Source organism: Stenotrophomonas terrae, from assembly GCF_001431465.1.
GTDB classification, from domain to species: Bacteria; Pseudomonadota; Gammaproteobacteria; order Xanthomonadales; family Xanthomonadaceae; genus Stenotrophomonas; species Stenotrophomonas terrae.
Window position 1 is genome coordinate 22,888 of the sequence record NZ_LDJJ01000056.1, and the last position, 18,818, is coordinate 41,705.

Annotated in this window: 16 protein-coding genes; 8 read left to right on the forward strand and 8 right to left on the reverse strand. The window is 64.7% G+C overall.

The window, feature by feature from the left end:
* Window positions 1–206: 206 nt before the first annotated feature.
* The 5 genes from ABB27_RS15695 to ABB27_RS15715 all read left to right on the forward strand — a co-directional run bounded on the left by ABB27_RS15695 (window position 207) and on the right by ABB27_RS15715 (window position 7,403).
* Window positions 207–1,307 (forward strand): efflux RND transporter periplasmic adaptor subunit, encoded by a 1,101-nt coding sequence (locus ABB27_RS15695; protein WP_057629728.1) that lies wholly within the window; start codon window positions 207–209, stop codon window positions 1,305–1,307.
* Window positions 1,304–4,429: an efflux RND transporter permease subunit gene (locus ABB27_RS15700; RefSeq protein WP_057629729.1), complete on the forward strand. Its 3,126-nt coding sequence runs from the start codon at window positions 1,304–1,306 to the stop codon at window positions 4,427–4,429. Before ABB27_RS15695 ends, ABB27_RS15700 begins: the two co-directional genes overlap by 4 nt.
* Entirely contained in the window at window positions 4,422–4,958 is a 537-nt protein-coding gene (locus ABB27_RS15705; protein WP_057629770.1) for a GNAT family N-acetyltransferase, read from the forward strand. Before ABB27_RS15700 ends, ABB27_RS15705 begins: the two co-directional genes overlap by 8 nt.
* 147 nt (window positions 4,959–5,105) lie before the next feature.
* A complete protein-coding gene (locus ABB27_RS15710; protein ID WP_425477551.1) occupies window positions 5,106–6,551 on the forward strand; it encodes an alanine/glycine:cation symporter family protein in 1,446 nt (481 codons plus the stop codon).
* A gap of 15 nt (window positions 6,552–6,566) precedes the next feature.
* Window positions 6,567–7,403, forward strand: a complete 837-nt coding sequence (locus ABB27_RS15715; protein ID WP_057629731.1) for a TrmH family RNA methyltransferase — start codon at window positions 6,567–6,569, stop codon at window positions 7,401–7,403.
* Window positions 7,404–7,595: 192 nt separating this feature from the next.
* Here the strand turns inward: ABB27_RS15715 and ABB27_RS15720 are convergent, their stop codons facing one another.
* Entirely contained in the window at window positions 7,596–9,017 is a 1,422-nt protein-coding gene (locus tag ABB27_RS15720; RefSeq protein WP_057629732.1) for a M28 family peptidase, read from the reverse strand.
* 250 nt (window positions 9,018–9,267) lie between these two features.
* On the opposite strand from ABB27_RS15720, the gene ABB27_RS15725 reads away from it, so the two are divergent.
* A complete protein-coding gene (locus tag ABB27_RS15725; RefSeq protein ID WP_152984626.1) occupies window positions 9,268–10,248 on the forward strand; it encodes a hypothetical protein in 981 nt (326 codons plus the stop codon).
* 61 nt (window positions 10,249–10,309) lie between these two features.
* Here ABB27_RS15725 and mscL read toward each other — a convergent pair whose 3' ends face one another.
* The 3 genes from mscL to ABB27_RS15740 all read right to left on the reverse strand — a co-directional run bounded on the left by mscL (window position 10,310) and on the right by ABB27_RS15740 (window position 12,115).
* The gene (gene mscL / locus ABB27_RS15730; RefSeq protein ID WP_057629734.1) at window positions 10,310–10,726 is read right to left on the reverse strand and encodes a large-conductance mechanosensitive channel protein MscL; all 417 of its coding nucleotides are present in this window, start codon (window positions 10,724–10,726) and stop codon (window positions 10,310–10,312) included.
* A gap of 58 nt (window positions 10,727–10,784) precedes the next feature.
* On the reverse strand, window positions 10,785–11,486 hold the full coding sequence (locus ABB27_RS15735; RefSeq protein WP_057629735.1) for a fumarylacetoacetate hydrolase family protein: 702 nt from the start codon (window positions 11,484–11,486) through the stop codon (window positions 10,785–10,787).
* A gap of 347 nt (window positions 11,487–11,833) precedes the next feature.
* Window positions 11,834–12,115 (reverse strand): hypothetical protein, encoded by a 282-nt coding sequence (locus tag ABB27_RS15740; protein WP_057629736.1) that lies wholly within the window; start codon window positions 12,113–12,115, stop codon window positions 11,834–11,836.
* A 173-nt stretch (window positions 12,116–12,288) separates the two neighbouring features.
* Here ABB27_RS15740 and ABB27_RS15745 point away from each other — a divergent pair, with 173 nt between their 5' ends.
* Window positions 12,289–12,636: a Rieske (2Fe-2S) protein gene (locus ABB27_RS15745; protein WP_057629737.1), complete on the forward strand. Its 348-nt coding sequence runs from the start codon at window positions 12,289–12,291 to the stop codon at window positions 12,634–12,636.
* A gap of 167 nt (window positions 12,637–12,803) precedes the next feature.
* Here ABB27_RS15745 and ABB27_RS15750 read toward each other — a convergent pair whose 3' ends face one another.
* The 4 genes from ABB27_RS15750 to thiS form a co-directional block, all read right to left on the reverse strand.
* A complete protein-coding gene (locus ABB27_RS15750) occupies window positions 12,804–14,651 on the reverse strand; it encodes an SLC13 family permease (protein WP_057629738.1) in 1,848 nt (615 codons plus the stop codon).
* Between the two features lie 127 nt (window positions 14,652–14,778).
* On the reverse strand, window positions 14,779–15,531 hold the full coding sequence (gene trmB, locus ABB27_RS15755; RefSeq protein ID WP_057629739.1) for a tRNA (guanosine(46)-N7)-methyltransferase TrmB: 753 nt from the start codon (window positions 15,529–15,531) through the stop codon (window positions 14,779–14,781).
* Window positions 15,531–16,325, reverse strand: coding sequence for a thiazole synthase (locus ABB27_RS15760; protein WP_057629740.1), 795 nt, complete (start codon window positions 16,323–16,325; stop codon window positions 15,531–15,533). The genes trmB and ABB27_RS15760 overlap by 1 nt, the downstream gene beginning before the upstream one ends.
* A 290-nt stretch (window positions 16,326–16,615) precedes the next feature.
* Window positions 16,616–16,816, reverse strand: coding sequence for a sulfur carrier protein ThiS (gene thiS / locus ABB27_RS15765; protein ID WP_057629741.1), 201 nt, complete (start codon window positions 16,814–16,816; stop codon window positions 16,616–16,618).
* A gap of 177 nt (window positions 16,817–16,993) precedes the next feature.
* On the opposite strand from thiS, the gene ABB27_RS15770 reads away from it, so the two are divergent.
* Window positions 16,994–18,781: an autotransporter domain-containing protein gene (locus tag ABB27_RS15770; protein ID WP_211263722.1), complete on the forward strand. Its 1,788-nt coding sequence runs from the start codon at window positions 16,994–16,996 to the stop codon at window positions 18,779–18,781.
* Window positions 18,782–18,818 lie beyond the last annotated feature (37 nt).

Consider the following 18,818-nt stretch of genomic DNA (forward strand, 5'->3'; position numbering starts at 1 on the left):
GCGGGGGTAAGAGTTGCGCATCACCGGTGAAGGCCCCTGCCGAGCATGGCTCGGCACTACCGCCGCTCCTGCAACCAAGAGCAATCCCGCCGCCGCCCGTACAACAAGCCGGCACCCCACAAAACGCACAGTACCCCCCTAACGGCACATCCGGGCGTCATCTGGCACCGCTAGACTGCTTGATCGTGTATCAGATGGGACTGTGTATGTTCGCGCGATTTGCCGTCACCGTTGTCGGTGGCACTGTCTTGGCGCTGGCGCTGGCCGGATGCAACCGCAAGAACGCCGAGGCGCCCCGGCAAGCTGCCGGCGCGGTGCTGGTTACTACCCAGATCGTCGAAGCCGCGCCCTGGAGCGATTCCTTGCAGGCCAACGGCACCGCCAAGGCGCGCGAATCGATCATCGTCACCGCCAAGGTCAGCGAGATCATCGACAAGGTGCACTTCGAAAGCGGCCAGCAGGTGGCCGCCGGTGCGCCGCTGGTGACCCTGCGTGGCCAGGCACAGCAGGCCGCGCTGGCCCAGGCCCAGGCCACCTTCTCCGAGGCGGACCGCCTGTACAAGCGCCAGCGTGAACTGGCTGCGCAGCAGCTGGTTGCGCATTCCACCCTGGATACCCAGCAGTCGATCCGTGATGCCGCCGAAGCCCGCGTGCAGCAGATGCGCGTGGATATCACCGACCGCCAGGTGCGTGCGCCATTCGCCGGCGTATTGGGTATCCGCCAGGTCAGCCCGGGCTCGCTGGTCACCCCGACCACCGCCATCGCCACCCTGGACGACATCTCGCGCATGCATGTCGATTTCCAGGTGCCGGAGGCGCAACTATCCTCGCTGCAGAATGGCGACAAGGTCAGCGGCAGCAGCATCGCCTACCCGGGGCGCAGCTTCGAAGGTGAAGTGAGCACCATCGATGCCCGCGTCGATCCGGGCAGCCGCGCGATCACCGTGCGCGCCGATTTCGACAACGCCGACCATGCGCTGCGCCCGGGCATGTTGCTGGATGTGCGGCTGTATCGCCCCGAGCGCAGCGCGCTGGTGATACCGGAGATCGCCGTGGTCCAGGTGGGCCGCGATTCCTACGTATTCCGCGTCAAAGCGGATGACAGCGTCGAGCGCGCCGATGTCAAAACCGGCACCCGTCGCGCGGGCGTGGTGGAAATCATCGAAGGCCTGAAGGCCGGTGAGCGCATCGTGGTTGACGGTACCGGCAAGTTACGGCCGGGTATCCGCATCCAGGACGACAAGCCTGGCAAGACGGCGGCACCGGCGCAGGCAAGCACAGCGGCCAACAAGGCGAGCGCCGGATGAAGCTGTCCGATCTTTCGATCAAGCGGCCGGTGCTGGCCGTGGTGATGAGCCTGTTGCTGCTGGTGCTGGGCGTGATGTCGTTCAACCGCCTGACCCTGCGCGAGCTGCCGGCCATTGATCCGCCCATCGTCTCGGTGTCGGTGGATTACACCGGTGCCTCGGCGGCGGTGATCGAAAGCCGCGTCACCCAGGTGCTGGAAGATGCGCTGGCCGGTATCGAAGGCATCGATACCATCAATGCCCGCAGTACCAATGGCCGGGCCTCGGTCAGCATCGAGTTCAATGCCAACCGTGATATCGAAGCGGCCGCCAATGACGTGCGCGATGCGGTCAGCCGCGTTGCCGACCGCATGCCCGAGGAGGCACGGCCGCCGGAAATCGCCAAGGTCGAGAGCGATGCCGACCCGATCATCTGGTTCAACATGACCTCCTCGACGATGGACACGCTGGAGCTCAGCGACTACGCCGATCGTTATGTGGTGGACCGTTTCTCCAGCATCGACGGCGTGGCCCAGGTGCGTATCGGTGGCCGCCAGCGCTATGCCATGCGGGTGTGGCTGGACCGCGACCAGCTGGCCGCGCGCGGCCTGACCGTCACCGAGGTGGAGACCGCGCTGCGCAACGAGAACGTGGAACTGCCGGCGGGCCGCATCGAGTCGACCGACCGCGATTTCACCTTGCGCGTGGAGCGCAGTTATGTGGCGCCGGCGGATTTCGCCAGCATTCCGCTGGGCAAGGGCGCCGATGGCTACGTGGTGCGGCTGGGCGATGTGGCCAAGGTTGAACTGGCCTCGTCCGAGCGCCGCGCCTACTACCGCAGCAATGGCGAGCCGGGCATCGGCCTGGGCATCGTCAAGACCTCCACCGCCAACGCGCTGGACGTGGCACGCGATACACGTGCCGAGGCCGAGCGGGTTGCGCAGACCCTGCCCAAGGGCACCAACATTTTTGTCGCCTTCGACAACACCACCTTCATCGAGGCCGCGGTGGAGCGCGTTTACGCCACCCTGGTGGAAGCGATGCTGCTGGTGCTGGTGGTGATCTGGCTGTTCCTTGGCAGCCTGCGCGCGGCCTTGATTCCGGCAGTGACGGTGCCGGTGTGCCTGGTGGCAGCCTTCATCGCGCTGTTTGCGTTTGGCTTCTCGATCAATCTGTTCACCCTGTTGGCGCTGGTACTGTGTATTGGTCTGGTGGTGGATGACGCCATCGTCGTAGTTGAAAACGTGCAACGCCGCATCGATCTTGGCGAACCCCCCTTGGTTGCGGCACGCCGCGGCACCGCCCAGGTGGCGTTCGCGGTCATCGCGACGACTGCGGTGCTGGTGGCGGTGTTCCTGCCGGTGGGTTTCCTGGAAGGCAACACCGGCCGTTTGTTCCGCGAGCTGGCGGTGGCCTTGGCCGCAGCGGTGGCCTTGTCGGCTTTCGTCGCCTTGACGCTGACGCCGATGATGGCGTCCAAGCTGCTCAAGCCGCATAGCGAGCAGAAGGTCAGCCGCCTGCATGGTTTCATCAACCGCCAGCTGGAACGGCTGTCGGCCGCCTATGGGCGGGTGCTGGACCGCCACGTGCAACGCAGCTGGGTGTTCGGCCTGGTGATGTTGGCTGCGCTCGGTGCCAGCTGGGGCCTGTTCAAGCTGATTCCCTCCGAGCTTGCCCCGGCCGAAGACCGCGGCTCGTTCCAGATCATGATCGATGGCCCGGAAGGTGCCGGCTACGACTACACCGTGGACCAGGTGCAGCAGGTCGAGAAGATCGTCTCGCGCTTCGTCGGTGCCGATGAACCCATCGTCCGTGCCAACCCGCGCGTGCCCGGTGGCTGGGGCAACAGCGAGGAAATGCATACCGGCCGTATCAGTGTGTTCCTGCAGCCGTGGCGTGACCGCAGCGAGGCCACCAGCGATGTCGCCAACGAGCTGCAGAAGGAGCTCAACGACCTCAGTGGCGTACGCGTGCGCACGATGGTCGGCGGCGGCCTGGTGCGCAGCATGGGCCAGCCGTTCCAGATCGTGCTCGGTGGCCCGGAATATGCCGAGATCGCGCAGTGGCGTGACCGCCTGCTGCAGCGCATGGAAGCCTATCCCGGCCTGGTCGGCGCGGATTCGGATTACAAGGAAACCCGGCCGCAGATGCGCGTCAACATCGACCGCCAGCGTGCGGCCGACCTCGGCATCTCGGTCACCGACATTGGCCGCGCGCTGGAAACCATGATGGGCTCGCGCCGCGTCACCACCTTCGTCGATAACGGCGAGGAATATGACGTGCTGGTGCAGGCCGGTCGCGAAGGCCGTGCCTCGCCGGCCGACCTGTCGGCAATCCAGGTGCGTGCGCGTTCGGGCGAACTGGTGCCGCTGTCCAACCTGGTCACGCTCAGCGAAGTGGCCGAGGCGGGCAGCCTCAATCGTTTCAACCGGCTGCGCTCGATCACCATCAGTGCCAATGTCGCCCCCGGCCACACGCTGGGTGAAGCCATTGCCTGGGCCAAGCAGGTCGCGGCCGAGGAACTGCCCGAGTACGCGCAGATTGAATGGAAGGGTGAGTCGCGTGAGTACCAGAGCGCCGGTGGCGCGGTGCTGCTGACCTTCGCCATGGCCTTGCTGGTGGTCTACCTGGTGTTGGCCGCGCAGTTTGAGAGCTTCATCCATCCGCTGGTGATCATGCTGACCGTGCCGTTGGGTGTGCTGGGTGCGTTTGTCGGCCTGTACCTCAGTGGCGGCACGCTCAACCTGTTCAGCCAGATCGGCATCGTCATGCTGGTCGGCCTGGCGGCCAAGAACGGCATCCTGATCGTCGAGTTCGCCAACCAGCTGCGCGACGAAGGCCGCAGCGTGCACCAGGCCATCGTCGAGTCGTCGATGGTGCGCCTGCGCCCGATCCTGATGACTTCGATCGCCACCGTGGTGGGCGCGATTCCGCTGGTCGTGGCCGGCGGTCCCGGTTCGGCCAGCCGCGCCACCATCGGCATCGTGGTGATCTTCGGGGTCAGCGTGTCCACCTTCCTGTCGCTGTTCGTGGTGCCGGCGTTCTATGCGCTGCTGGCGCCGTACACGCAGTCGCCGGAAACCGTGGCCAATGAATTGAACCGGCTGGAAGCCGATACACCGTCGGTGGGTGGCCATGCGTGAGGCATTGCTCGGCGGTCGCGTCCAGCTGCGTCCCTGGCAGGCCGGGGACCTGGACGCGCTGGTCGAGCACGCCAACGACGCGGCGGTATCGCGGGGGCTGGGCACGCGCTTTCCCTACCCGTATACCCGCGCCGATGGCGAGGCGTTTCTGGGCGGACAGGTGCTGGACCTGCGCGCGCCGGTGTTTGCGCTGGTCATCGACGGCCGCGCCGGCGGTGGCATCGGCGTCACCCAGGGCCTGGCTGAACGCCGCTACGGTGCGTCCCTGGGATATTGGCTGGGCCAGCGCCACTGGGGGCAGGGCATCATGACCGCCGTGGTCGGGGCCTACGTGCCGTGGGTGATGGATACGCTGGAACTGGCCCGGCTGTCCGCCCAGGTGATGGCCCGCAACCCGGCCTCGGCGCGGGTGCTGTTGAAGAATGGATTCGTCGAGGAGGGCACCGAGCGCCAATCGGTGTTCAAGGACGGGCAGTTGCATGACATGCGCTGCTTCGCCCATATCAGGACTTGGCTGCAATCCGCGTAGTGGCCCTGCACAACCGGGCTTAATCGTGGAAAAATCGGCCAGCCCCGGGATTCCGGGCTTTGGCTACCTTTCAGCTTTCCGGGGAATTACGTGGAATCCATCGTCGAATACGTAAACGGCATCATCTGGAGCAACGCGCTCATCTTCATGTGTCTTGGCGCCGGCCTGTGGTTCAGCCTGCGCACCCGCTTCATGCAGATCCGCGGCTTCGCCGAGATGTGCCGGCTCACCGTGCGTGGCGAGAAGTCCGACGCCGGTGTCTCCTCGTTCCAGGCCCTGGCCATGTCGATGGCCGGGCGCATGGGTATCGGCAACATCGCCGGTGTGGCCACGGCCATCGCCTATGGCGGCCCCGGTGCCATCTTCTGGATGTGGGTGATGGGCTTCCTCGGCGCCGCCACCTCCTATGTGGAATCGACGCTGGCGCAGATCTACAAGACCAAGGATGCCGAAGGCCGCTACCGCGGTGGTCCGGCCTACTACATTGAAAAGGCCATGGGCCTGAAGTGGTATGCGGCCGTTTTCGCCGTGGCCACCGTCATTGCCGCGGGCTTCCTGCTGCCGGGCGTGCAGGCCAACGCCATCGCCGACAGTGCGGTCAACGTGCTGTGCACCGGCGCTGACGCCTGCGCATCGGTGGGCGGTGCCGCCAGCATGAAGCTGTGGATCGGCCTGACCGTGGCGGTGCTGCTGGGCATCATCATCTTCGGTGGCGTCAAGCGCATTGCCAGCTTCGCTGAGGTGATCGTGCCGTTCATGGCGCTGGGCTTCATCCTGATGGCGGTCGTGGTGATGATGCTCAACGCCAGCAAGGTGCCGACGATGTTCGCGGACATCTTCTCCAGCGCCTTTGGCGCGCATGCGGCCTTTGGCGGCATCATCGGCCAGGCCATCGCTTGGGGCGTCAAGCGCGGCATCTACGCCAACGAAGCCGGCCAGGGCACCGGCCCGCACGCTGCCGCTGCCGCCGAGGTCTCGCACCCGGCCAAGCAGGGCTATGTGCAGGCTTTCGCGATCTATTTCGACACCATGCTGGTGTGCACCTCGACCGCATTCCTGGTGCTGTCCACCGGCATGTACAACGTGTTCCGTGAAGTGACCGAAGGCGGCGTGACCAAGCTGGAGGCCATCATTACCGGCGTGCCGGGCGTGCAGCCTTCCGAAGGTGCGCTGTTCACCCAGGCAGCGGTGGAATCGGTGTTGCCGGGCTGGGGCGCGGGTTTCGTGGCATTGGCGCTGTTCTTCTTCGCCTTCACCACGATCATGGCCTATTACTACATGGCCGAAACCAACCTGACCTACCTGGCAGGCAGCAACCGCACCCACCCGGCAGCGATGCTGGTGCTGCGCCTGGGCATCATGGGCATGGTGGTGTTTGGTGCCTACCACAATGCGAAAATGGCCTGGGCGCTGGGTGATATCGGGGTGGGCTTGATGGCCTGGCTGAACGTGGTCGCCATCCTTATCCTGCAAAAGCCTGCCATGCTTGCACTGACCGACTATGAGCGGCAGAAGAAGCTGGGCCTGGACCCGGTCTTCGATCCCGATGCGCTGGGCATCAAAAATGCCGATTTCTGGCGTAGAAACAAGTAATTCAAAGGAACCGCTGTGAGTAATCCCTGGAACAACCGTCGCCCTTCTTCGCGGCCACCCCGCGCAATTCCGGCTGCGCCGTCAGCTGCGCGTGAGGGCGATGGTGTACCAGTACGCGGCGGTGATGAAATGCGTCTGTACGGCGTCAACGCCGTGCAGGCGATGTTTGCCAAGCGCCCGCAGGCGCTGCGCAAGCTATACCTGACCGAAGAGATGATCCCGCGCCTGCAGCCGGTGCTGAAGTGGTGTGTGGCCAACCGTGTGGGTTACCGCGTGGTGGGCGATGGCGACCTCAACAAGCTGGCCGCCACCACCCACCACGAAGGCCTGGTGGCCGATGTGCAGAAGCAGGAGCCGCTGCCGCTGGCGACCTGGCTGGCCTCGTTGCAGGATGGCCCGGCGCTGGCCTTGTGGCTGGACGGCGTAGGCAACCCGCACAATTTCGGCGCGATCCTGCGCTCGGCAGCGCACTTCGGTGTTGCCGCGATCCTGTTGCCGGCCGACTCGACGCTGGCCTTGTCCGGCGCTGCCGCACGCGTCGCCGAAGGCGGCGCCGAGTCGGTGCCGCTGGTGCGTCTGCCGGCCTTGCCGCAGGCCGTTGCACAGCTGCGTGATGCCGGTTTTGGCCTGGCCGCGACGCTGGTTGCTGATGGCCAGAACGTGTTCACCACCGAGCTGCCGGACCGCATGGTCTACGTGATGGGTGCCGAAAGCGAAGGCATGGACCGTGACTTCGCGCAGAGCTGCGACCTGCGCCTGTCGATTCCGGGCAGCGGCGCGGTGGAAAGCTTGAATGTGGCCTCGGCAACCGCCGTATTTCTGGCCAGCTGGAGCAGCCGCAAGCAGCGCTAAAGCGCTGCGTAGTGCCGAGCCATGCTCGGCAGAGGCCTTCCCGGCAATGCCAAAGACGCCGGGGTAGTGCCGAGCCATGCTCGGCAGAGGCCTTACCGGTGAAGCCCCTGCCGAGCATGGCTCGGCACTACAGGAAATCAAGAACAACAAAGGCGCCTTGCGGCGCCTTTGTTGTTTCCACCGGCGAAGCAATCACTCCCTCGGCGGCACCACGTCCTTGGCTTCGCTGCCGAAGCTGCCGTCCGACTCCGCGGCCAGATAGGCGAATACCGTGTAGGCGGCCACGTTCTGCGCCAGCGCCTTCGGGTCGATCTTGTCCAAGGTGTCGTCCGGGGTGTGGTGCAGATCGAAATAATCGGTTCCATCCTGCGCCAGCCACGCCCAGGCGCCGCCCTTGGCAGCCAGCGGGCCTACGTCGGGGCCGGGGCCGCCTTCGTTGGCGCGGTACTCGATGCCCAACGGTGCCAGCGCCTCGCCGATCTGGCGGGTCGCCTCGCGTGATTCGGCCGGATTACCCGAACCTGTGTTGAAGGCATAGATGCGGCCGGCACCAAAATCGCTTTCGGCAGCAATGTGCTGCTGCACGATTTCGCCGGCCGCCACGCGCGCAGCGGCATAGGCCTTGCCGCCATGCAGACCCTGTTCTTCATTGGCAAAGGCGATGACGCGGATGGTCCGCTTGGGCGCCTGCTTGAGCTGGCCGATCAGGTGGCCGGCAGCCATGGTGATGCCAACGCCGGCGCCATCATCAATGGCACCGGTGCCCAGGTCCCAGGAATCGAGATGGCCGCCGATCACCACCACTTCCTTGGGCAGGCTGCGGCCGGTGATCTCGCCGATCACGTTCTGCGAGGTATAGCTGCCGTCCCAGCCGCAATCGAGCGAGATGCGGATGCGGGTAGGGCCGCGCGCCACCAGACGGTTGAGCTGGTCGGCGTCCGGCCCGGACAGCGCCGCTGCCGGCACCGGCGTCAGGCCTTCGTCAAAACGGGTGATGCCGGTATGCGGCATGCGGTGCGAGTCGGTACCGGCCGAACGCATGATGTAGCCGATCGCGCCCTTGCGGATCGCCTCGGACGGGCCGCGGCTGCGCACCGTGCCGCCAATACCGTAGTCGGCACCATCACGCTTACGGGTCATGGTGAAGTCGACATAGGCGATCTTGCCGGCCAGCGAACCCTCCGGTGCCGCCTTCAGCGCGTCCAGGCCATCGAAGCGCACGACTTCGGCCTCAACCGTGCCGGCCGGGCTGCCGCCCAGCGCGGTGATGGTCAGCGGTTGCGGGTGCGCGCCGATAACTGAAGCGTGCTCGCTGCGGCGCTCCCACTTCGGGAACGTCACCGGCTCGGTCCATACCTTGTCGAAGCCCAGTGCCTTGAACTTGGCTTTGGCCCATTCCACCGCGCGCGCATCCGCCTCGCTGCCGGCCATGCGCGGGCCGATCTCGGTGGTCAGCGACTCGACCACCTGCCAGCCGGTGTTGTCGGCCAGCGCCTGCGCGCGCAGTTCGGCAGCCTTGGCCAGCGCCTGGTCTGAAATATGGGTGGGAGCGGCGGCAGCTGTAGCGGAAGTGCAGAGCAGCACGATGGCGAGAGCAAGGGCACGGCGGCGCATGTTCGATTCCACGGTGGATTGAGCTGTCAGAGTAACAGTGAGCCTCGTTCGGGGAATGTGCCAGTTGGTATGGGGGAAATGCTGAATTGATGCAGGTGATTTCCTCATGGCGCCGTCTTTCTGCATCGGCTAGAGCATAGGTACGGTGAAAAGCGCTACGACGTAAACAGGAGTTTTCCTGTGTTTCTGATGTTGCTCGCGGGCGAGCCTGAGTTTTCCACCGATGGGGTGGATGAACCAGGACGTTTTGATGACATTGGGAAACAGGGCTGCAGGGATGCTGTTGGTGGTGATGTTGGCACCCGCTGTTGGGGCACAGGCGCACTCGCTGGAGGATGTGCGCTTCACCGGACCGCTGCTGACGCCTTCGCCGTCGACCCTGCCGCAGGGAAGCTTCGTCGCCCAGCCCTATTGGATCCAGACACATACCAGCGGACGCTACGACGGCAAAGGTGATCGGCATGCCTTGGACGATTCGGTGGATACCTCGTTGCTGAGCTTGCTGCTGAGCGGCGGCATCACCGACCGTTTGACGGGTGAACTGGTGCTGGACAGTGCCAGGACCTCGCAGGGCGGGCAGCACAGTGGCGGCTTCCGTCTTGCAGACAGTACGCTGCGCCTGCGTTACCTGCTGCGCGAAGGTGATGCGCTGAACAGCAAGTCGGCCCTTGCAGTGATGCTCGGTCAGTCCCTGCCCACCGGACGCCATGACGGGCTGGGAGACAACCTGCTCAACGGCCAGGGCGAGGGCGCCTGGCGCAGCCATGTGTCCTTGTTGGGGCAGAACTATCACTGGCTGCCAAATGGGCGGCCGCTGCGCTGGCGTTGGCAGGCGCGGTGGAGCCCGTCACCGCGCGATGTCTCAGTGCATGGCCGCAGTGTCTATGACACCGACCGCAGCTTTCACGGCCATCTGAGCCCGGGCGCTGCGTTCAGTGCGTCGTTGGGACTGGAATACAGCATCAATGCGAACTGGGCGCTGGCCCTGGACCTGAGCGCAAGCCGTCAATCAGGCGCCGTGCTGGATGGCACTGCGCTGGATGTGGAAGGGCAGCGTGAGCATGTTCGGTGCCACGATGGGGCAAGCCGCAGCTTCAGCATCGCACCGGCGCTGGAGTACAACGTCAGTGACCATCTCGGCTTTCTGGTCGGCGTGCAGGCCTCGCTGCCCGGCGGGCGCAATAGTGCTGCCTATATCAGCCCGCAGGCGTCGATGACGGTGTCGTTCTAGGCGGCGCAAACGGCAACGGCCGGGCGAAGGCCCGGCCGTTGAGCAGGTAAGCCGCGAGCGCTTACTGCTTGTTGAGGCTGTCGCGGATCTGCCGCAGCAACAGCACTTCTTCGCTAGGCTCGGGCGGTGCAGCCGGTGCCTCTTCCTTCTTGCGTGACAGGCGGTTGACCACCTTGACCAGCATGAAGATCGCGAAGGCGACGATGATGAACTGGATCAAGGTATTGATGAAATCACCGTAACCCAGCACCACGGCCGGGATTTCCTTGCCGTCGGCGCCGATCTTGGCCGGTGCCAGGGTCCAGGCAAGGCTGGAGAAGTCCACATTGCCGACCAACATGCCGATCGGCGGCATGATCACCTTGTCCACCAGTGAGGTGACGATTTTGCCGAACGCGCCACCGATGACGACACCGACCGCCAGGTCGATGACGTTGCCGCGCATCGCAAATTCCTTGAATTCGCTGATCATTCCCATGTGTTTGTCCTAGCTGTGCATGAAAGGGAGCTGGCGCAGCCTACTCCAGTGGATGTCATCAGGCGATCAATCCGTCGCGTTGTGCGACTTTTCCCAAGCGGGCGCTGAAGCGGTCGCCTGGCTGCAGTGCGGCCACGCCTGCCGGGGTGCCCATGAAGATCAGGTCACCAGCGCGCAGGGCGTACAGCTTGGACAGCTCATGCAGGATATCGGGGACGTTCCAGATCATCTGGTCCAGGGTGGACTTCTGCCGCAGCTGGCCATTGATCTCCAGCGACAGTTCCAGTGATGCCAGGTCGGGGACTTCCGACGCCAGTACCAGGGTGCTGACCGGCGCGGAGTGGTCAAAGCCCTTGGCGATATCCCAGGGGCCACCCTTGGCTTTGGCGGCGGCCTGCAGATCGCGGCGGGTCAGGTCCAGGCCGACGCCATAGGCCAGCACCAGCGCCATCGCCTGCTCGGTGGCGAGTACGCCCGCAGGTGCGTCCTTGCCCAGGGCGACCACCAGCTCCACTTCGTGGTGCAGGTCGGAAGTGGAAGTTGGATAAGGCACCGGTGCATCGCCGACCACGATGGCGTCGGCCGGCTTCATGAAGAACATCGGCTGGCCGCGCTCGGCCGCTGCGGGCACGGCAGCGCCCATTTCACGGGCGTGGTCGGCAAAATTGCGGCCTACGCAGTAAATGCGGTGCACCGGGAACGTGCCGCCACCGGCGACCGGGATGCGGGGCTGGGGCAGGGCGGGGATCAGATCAGTCATGTTTGCGTCCAGGTGAAACGACGCAAAAGTCTAGCGGACGCGGGTGCGTTCTGTGGAGCGCTGGCTGGCTGCGCCGGGCGGGCTTGTAGGAGCGGCGTAAGCCGCGAAGCCGGTGGTCGGTCAGATTGCGGGCATGGCTGTGGTTTCGATAGCGCCGGCTTCGCGGCTTACGCCGCTCCCACAACCTGGGCGGGCACCGGTGAGGCTGCTGCCGAGCATGGCTCGGCACTGCGGCTCTACGGGGAAAGCTTTTGCCGAGCATGGCTCGGCACTACGGCTCTACCGGGAAAGCCTCTGCCGAGCATGGCTCGGCACTACATCAGGACGCTTCGGTCCTCAAGGATGCCTTAGCGGGCGTGCGGCAGCGCCGCCTTGCGCACCACACGATATTCGGCATCGACCACGGTCGGGTCGGCCTTGCGCGTGGCGCGGGCCTTGCGCGATGCCAGCAGCTTCCAGGTGATGCCGCCCAGGATCATCGCTGCGCCAATGAAAACGCCGCCGACCACCAGCACTGCAAGAATGGCGATACCGAGCAGGCCCAAGGCGATGCGCACCAAGGGATTGCGTGGTTTGCGCGGTTCAAACAGGTTGCGCAGCTTGGCGAATTGGACGTAACGGATATTCATGAAGGTTGGATGACGTTGAGTCTGCAGTGGAGTATCAGGGGCGAGGGGGCCAATTGCGTGAAGTTGTCGTTAATTTGTATCTGAATAGGGACATCGACAAGGCCATGAGTCAGCTTTGTCTTGGCCTTGGTTGCCCATGCGACAATGACTCGCTTTCTCGTATCGGTGTTTCAATGTCCAGCGCCATCGCTTCCGGAATCGAACTTTGCCCCTTGGCCGCAGTGCCTGACCAAGGTTTTCACTCGGTGGTGGCGGTGCTGGATGGCGACGCCGAAACGCTGGTGCTGTATCGCGACGGGGATCAGGTGCGGGCGTGGTTGAACGTCTGCCCACATGCCGGGCGTGCGCTGGATTGGGCGCCGGGCCAGTTCCTGAAGAGTCGCGAAGGGCACCTGGTATGCGCGGTGCATGGGGCCTCGTTCGAACTTGAGGGCGGCACCTGCGTGGCGGGGCCGTGCAAGGGCGATGCGCTGCGCGCGGTACCGCTGCGGGTGCAGGACGGAATGGTGTTTCTGGGCTGAGAGCGATCTGGCCGCTCTTGTGGGAGCGGCGTAAGCCGCGAAGCCACGGATGCCTGGCAGCGAGGGACGTTGGCAATTGCAGTGCTGCGGATGGCGCTTGGTCATTGCCGCCGGAAGAATCGCCAGTTTCGCGGCTTACGCCGCTCCTACAAAGCCACCGCCGTTGCTCAGAACATGATGTTGATCATGATCACCACGATCACAGTGTAGAGCAGCGATAGCGGCCCGCCGACGCGCCACATTTCGCGCGGCGTGTATTTGGCCGGGCCCATCGCCATCGAGATGACCGGGTTGGAAGCGGTCATCAGATTGTTGGAGGCCGACAAGGCCACGATCAATGCGAACGCGGTGGGATTGCCACCAGCGGCGAGCGCAAGATTGACAGCGATGGGCACCATCACGATGGTGGCGCCGACATGGCTGATCACCAGCGAGAACGCGGTGGTCAACAATGCCAGAGCGATTTCCAGTACCCACACTGGAATGCCGGTAGGCAGCTTGTCGATGGTATGGCCGGCGATCCATGCCGCCGCGCCGCTGCTGTCCATGGCCCAGCCCAGTGGAATCAGGCCGGCCATCATGAAGATGGTCTTCCAGTTGATCGCCGCGTAGGCCTCGTCCATGCGCAGCACGCCGGTCAGCAGCATGCCGGCCACGCCGGTCAGCAGGGTCAGCGCCACCGGTAGGTGTGAGGTGAGGGCGATGATGATGGTGATGGCGAAAATGGCCATCGCGATCTTGAACTTGTGCGGGCGCTGCTCGCCCTTCGGATAGTCGGTGACCACCACGAAATCGCGGGTTTCCGCCGCCGCGGCAAGGTCCTGCCAGATGCTGTGGAAGACCAGCATGTCGCCGGCACGCAGCGGCGTGTTGCGCACGTCCTCGCGTATCACCTGCTTGTCGCGGTTGATCGCCAGCAGGCTGATGCCACGTTCCTTGCGCAGGCGCAACTCGCCAGCGGTCTTGCCGATCACCTTCGAGGTTGGCGGCACCACCGCCTCGGAGATGCCAGCGCGGGCGGGATTGAACAGATCGCCCAGCTGCTTCAGCCGTGAGGACATGCGCAGGAACTGGTTCTGCGCGAAGTCCGACACCTGCTGGCGCGGGCCCATGGCACCGATCACGCTGCCGACCCAGATGCGCATGTCCGCCGGTGGCGACAAGCGGGTGTCATCGCCGGTTTTCAGCGCCAGCAGCAGCGGTGCATCGAACAGGTTCTCGGCTTCGCCGACGGTCATGCCAACCAGCGGGCTTTCGGCGGTAACCAACAGTTCGAAGACGTCGCCTTCGATGCCATAGGACTTGGCGAAATAACTTTCGGTGCGGGCCGGTGCCTGGCCGTCCTCGTTCTCGCTTTCTTCTTCCTTGAGCTTGCGGCTGCCGTAAAAACGGAAATAGGCCAGCGAGGCGATCAGCAGGGCAACGCCGATCGGCAACGGCGCGAACATGCGCAGTGGCTCGATGGTGGCGGTACCCGAGGGCAGGTTGTTATTGGCCGACATCAACAAATCGTTGAGCAGGATCAACGGCGAGTTGCCGACCATGGTCAGCGCGCCGCCCATCACGATTGCCGCCGAGATCGGCAGCAACTGGCGTTTCAGGGTGAGTGCGGTACGTGAGGCCAGGCGCGAGGCGACCGGCAGGTACAGGGCCATCACCGACGGGTTCTGCATGAACGAGGAGTTCAAGCCGGCGGTGGCGCTGGTCAACAGCAATAGCCGCTGTTCCAGCCCATGCGAGCGCCGCAGCAACCAGCCCGCGAGCCGGTTCAAGGCGCCGGTGCGATCCAGGCCGGCGCCCAGAATGGTGGTGGCGATGATGCTCATCACCGCATTACCGGAGAAGCCGCCGAAGATTTCTTCCGGGGCGATCAGGCCGGTGACACCCAGCACCACCATCACCACCAAGGCGACCACGTCGGCGCGGATGCGCTCGAACAGGAACATCGCCATCGTGAAACCCACCAGCCCGAGTACGAGCTTCATATCGGTGGTGAGCGTCAGCGCGGTATCCATCAGGGCAGGGACTTGGAGAAGAAAAGCAGGGACGGGATGACAACGCAGTCTGCCATCAACGCTGCATGGCCAGCGTGTGGATCAAGCGGGTTGCGGCTTGCAGCTGTCATCACGCCCTCACTCCTTGTCAGCCAGCGCCGGTGGCGTCTGGCTTGTCGTACAGCAGGTCCCAGACGCCGTGGCCGAGCTTCTGCCCGCGGGTCTCGAAGTGGGTCTGCGGGCGCCAGTCCGGACGCGGCACTGCGCCGCGCGGACCGGCACGGTTGACCAGCCCTGCGGTGGCATCGAGCACTTCCCACATCTGTTCGGCGTAATCCTCCCAGTCGGTGGCGCAGTGCAGGCGGCCACCCGGGCGCAGCTTGCGTACCAGCAGCTCGGCGAAGGCTGGCTGTACCAGACGGCGCTTGTTGTGGCGCTTCTTGTGCCAGGGATCGGGGAAGTAGATACGTACTTCGTCCAGCGCGCCGTCGGCGATTTCCTTCTCCAGCACCTCGACCGCATCGTGGTGGTAGAGCTTGACGTTGTCGGCATTGTCATCGGCCAGCGCATTGAGCAGGCGGCCAACGCCCGGTGCATGCACCTCGATGCCGATGTAGTCCTTGCTGGTATCGAACTGGGCGGCGTAGCGCAGCGCGGCGCCGTTGCCGAAGCCAATCTCCAGCACCTTGGGCGCGTTGCGGCCAAAGGTGGCGTCCAGATCGCGCGGCTCGCCATTGAAGTCGATGCCGAAGCGCGGCCAACGGTCGTCGAACGCGCGCTGCTGGGCAGGAGTGAAGCGGCCCTGGCGCAGGACGAAACTGCGGATCTCGCGGCGGCCTTCGGTCACGGTGAAGGGCTTGGGCGGCGCCTTGGAGCCTGCACTGTCAAAAGGATTGGTCATCAGCCGATCAGCCCATCTAGCGGGGAGGATGCGCTGGCATAGCGCTTGCGCGGGATGCGCCCGGCCAGGAAGGCCTCGCGGCCGGCTTCCACCGCCTTGCGCATGGCACTGGCCATCAGGACCGGATTGCGGGCACCGGCAATGGCGGTGTTCATCAGCACGCCGTCGCAGCCCAGCTCCATCGCGATGGCTGCGTCGGACGCGGTGCCGACGCCGGCATCGACAATGATCGGTACCTTGGCGTTCTCGATGATCTCGATCAGGTTGTACTTGTTCTGGATGCCCAGGCCCGAACCAATCGGCGCGGCCAGCGGCATCACCGCAGCGCAGCCGATTTCTTCAAGGCGCTTGGCCAGAATCGGGTCGTCGGAGGTGTAGACCATGACGTCGAAGCCGTCCTTGACCAGCTGTTCGGCGGCCTTGAGCGTGGCCATCACGTCCGGGTACAGGGTTTTCTGGTCGCCCAGCACTTCGAGTTTGGTCAGGTTGTGGCCGTCGAGCAGCTCACGGGCCAGGCGGCAGGTGCGCACGGCATCCTCGGCGGTATAGCAGCCGGCGGTATTGGGCAGGATGGCGTAGCGGTCCGGCGGCAGCATGTCGAGCAGGTTGGGCTCGCCGGGGTTCTGGCCGATATTGGTGCGGCGGATGGCCACGGTGACGATCTGGGCGCCGGCGGCCTCGGTGGCCAGGCGGGTTTCTTCCAGATCCTTGAACTTGCCGGTGCCGGTCAGCAGCCGGGATGAATAGGTCTTGCCGGCAATGACCAGCGAGTCGGTGGGGGCATGTGCATTCATGCGTGAATTATCACCCATCCCGCCGACCTGTAGTGCCGAGCCATGCTCGGCAGGGGCTCAACCAGCCCCGTAGTGCCGAGCCATGCTCGGCAGAGGCTTCACCGGTAATGCCCAGCGCAGCCAGCCGGTAGTGCCGAGCCATGCTCGGCAGGGGCTTCACCGGTAATGCCCCAGCGCAGCATGGCTGCGCTCTACAGGTGAAGCCAGCAAGCAAGCAGCCGCTCCCACAAGCATTACAAACATCGCGTGGAAGGCCCCTGCCGAGCATGGCTCGGCACTACCGGCAGCCCTCAACCACCACCCAACGCATGCACAATTTCCACCACGTCACCGTCCTGCAGTGGGTGGGACGCATGCTGGCTGCGCGGCACGATCTGGCTGTTGATCTCAACTGCCACGCGGCGCTCGGCCAGCCCTTCGGCGGCCAGCAGTTCGATCAGCAGCAGGTTGGGCTGTACCTGGCGGAGTTCGCCATTCAGATGGATATTCATGCCGCCATTCTCGCCAGCGCTGGTGCAAAAGCCCAGCCGCCAGACAGTTTGCGGCGGCGCAGCGTGTGTGTCTTACGCAGTAATGAAAACATAACAACGTGCGGCGGCGTATGTCCGCCGGCTTTCCCCACCCAGGAGTTGAACATGTCCCTATCTCTTCGCCCGCTGCGCGCTGCCGTGGCTGTTGCCATCGCCCTGGCTGCAGTGCCGGCCATGGCGCAGTCGCCGTATTCCAAGACGGTGTTCTTCGGCGACAGCCTGACCGATACCGGCTACTTCCGCCCGGTGCTGATGAAGTTGGACCCGAATGCTGCCCTTGTTGGCCGTTTCACCACCAACCCGGGTTGGGTGTGGGCGGACTATGTAGCCGACCAGTACGGCACCAACGCCAGCCCCAACGGCAACGGCCAGACCGGTGACAACTATGCCGTCGGTGGCGCCCGCGTGGGTGTGGACGCGGTGGGTGCGCTGGGCGCGACGCCGTCGATGAAGACGCAGATGGCCACCTACCTGGCGGCCAATGGCGGCAAGGCTGATGCCAATGCGCTGTATACGGTGTGGGGCGGTGCCAATGATCTGTTCGCGGTGCAGGCCGCACCGGCGCAGGCGCAGGCCATCATCGGTGCTGCCGTGACTGACCAGATCGGCATTGTCGGTACGTTGAAGGCGGCCGGTGCCGAATACGTGATGGTGCCGAACCTGCCCGATATCGGTTTGACCCCGGCCTCGCGTGCGGGTGGTGCAGTGGGCATGGCGCAGGGTACCGCGCTGGCCAAGGCTTACAACGACGCCCTGTTTGGTGGCCTGAAGCAGGCCGGGCTGCAGGTGATCCCGGTGGATACCTTCACCATCCTGCAGGAAATCGTCGGCAATCCCGGCACCTATGGTTTCACCAATGTCAGCAACATGGCCTGCACCTCGGCCTCGTCGGTTACCTGCTCGCCGCTGAGTCTGGCAGCGCCGAATGCAAACAACACCTATGTGTTTGCCGATGGCGTGCACCCGACCACGGCTGCCCACCAGATCCTTGGCGAATACGCCATCTCGGTGCTGGAAGCGCCGCGCCTGCAGCAGGTGCTGAGCCATTCGGCACAGACCACCGGCCGCGCTCGCGCCGATCAGGTGGGCGCGCACGTGGGTTCACAGCCGGCCGATGGCCTGAGCTGGTGGGGCAACCTGCGCGGCGACATGCAGCGTTATGCGCATGCCGACCTGTACGACGGCATGGCCCCGGCCGGCCTGTTTGGTGTGGATTGGACACGTGATGGTCTGGTGCTGGGTGGCTTTGCTGGCTACGGTCGCATGGACGCCGACTTCGGCAACAGCAAGGGTGACTTCACCCAGGACGACACCACTCTGGGTCTGTTTGCCGGCTGGTACGGCGAGCGCGCCTGGGTCAACGGCCAGTTGAGCTACAGCTGGTTGGGCTATGACGTGACCCGCAAGGTGCAGCTGGGCCCGGCCACCCGTGAGCACAAGGGCTCGCCGGACGGCAGCAACCTGACCGCTGCCATCAATGCCGGTTACGAGTTCGGCCAGGCCGGTGGCTTCCGCCACGGTCCGGTAGCGGCGGTGATCTGGCAGAAGGTGAAGCTGGACGGCTATGTGGAAAGCAACGCCAACGCCACCGCGCTGGGCTATGCCGACCAGGAGCTGGATTCGACCGTGGGCCGGATCGGCTGGCAGGCCCGCTTCGACGGCGCCAGCGTGCAGCCGTACGTGCAGGTCACCTATGACCACGAGTTCGAGGACGGCAAGCAGGCCAGCGCCTGGTTGCAGACCATGGCCGACGTGGGCACGTACAAGGTGCCGGGGCTGGAGTTCGACCGCAACTACGCTACCGCTGTGCTCGGCGCCCGTCTCAAGCTGTGGGGCCTGGACAGCAATATCGGCCTGAGCACCACGACGATGCAGAAGTCGGCACGTGATGCCACCGTGTTCGCCAGTTTCGGTGGCAGCTTCTAAGTTGACGTAGTAGCAATTGATTACGACGTTGTGTGTG

Coding starts and splice junctions, on each gene's coding strand:
- ABB27_RS15695 (WP_057629728.1), top strand. CDS start 207: ATGTTCGCGCGATTTGCCGTCACCGTTGTCGGTGGCACTGTCTTGGCG.
- ABB27_RS15700 (WP_057629729.1), top strand. CDS start 1,304: ATGAAGCTGTCCGATCTTTCGATCAAGCGGCCGGTGCTGGCCGTGGTG.
- ABB27_RS15705 (WP_057629770.1), top strand. CDS start 4,422: ATGCGTGAGGCATTGCTCGGCGGTCGCGTCCAGCTGCGTCCCTGGCAG.
- ABB27_RS15710 (WP_425477551.1), top strand. CDS start 5,106: ATGTGTCTTGGCGCCGGCCTGTGGTTCAGCCTGCGCACCCGCTTCATG.
- ABB27_RS15720 (WP_057629732.1), bottom strand. CDS start 9,017: ATGCGCCGCCGTGCCCTTGCTCTCGCCATCGTGCTGCTCTGCACTTCC.
- ABB27_RS15725 (WP_152984626.1), top strand. CDS start 9,268: ATGACATTGGGAAACAGGGCTGCAGGGATGCTGTTGGTGGTGATGTTG.
- mscL (WP_057629734.1), bottom strand. CDS start 10,726: ATGGGAATGATCAGCGAATTCAAGGAATTTGCGATGCGCGGCAACGTC.
- ABB27_RS15735 (WP_057629735.1), bottom strand. CDS start 11,486: ATGACTGATCTGATCCCCGCCCTGCCCCAGCCCCGCATCCCGGTCGCC.
- ABB27_RS15740 (WP_057629736.1), bottom strand. CDS start 12,115: ATGAATATCCGTTACGTCCAATTCGCCAAGCTGCGCAACCTGTTTGAA.
- ABB27_RS15745 (WP_057629737.1), top strand. CDS start 12,289: ATGTCCAGCGCCATCGCTTCCGGAATCGAACTTTGCCCCTTGGCCGCA.
- ABB27_RS15750 (WP_057629738.1), bottom strand. CDS start 14,651: ATGGATACCGCGCTGACGCTCACCACCGATATGAAGCTCGTACTCGGG.
- trmB (WP_057629739.1), bottom strand. CDS start 15,531: ATGACCAATCCTTTTGACAGTGCAGGCTCCAAGGCGCCGCCCAAGCCC.
- ABB27_RS15760 (WP_057629740.1), bottom strand. CDS start 16,325: ATGAATGCACATGCCCCCACCGACTCGCTGGTCATTGCCGGCAAGACC.
- thiS (WP_057629741.1), bottom strand. CDS start 16,816: ATGAATATCCATCTGAATGGCGAACTCCGCCAGGTACAGCCCAACCTG.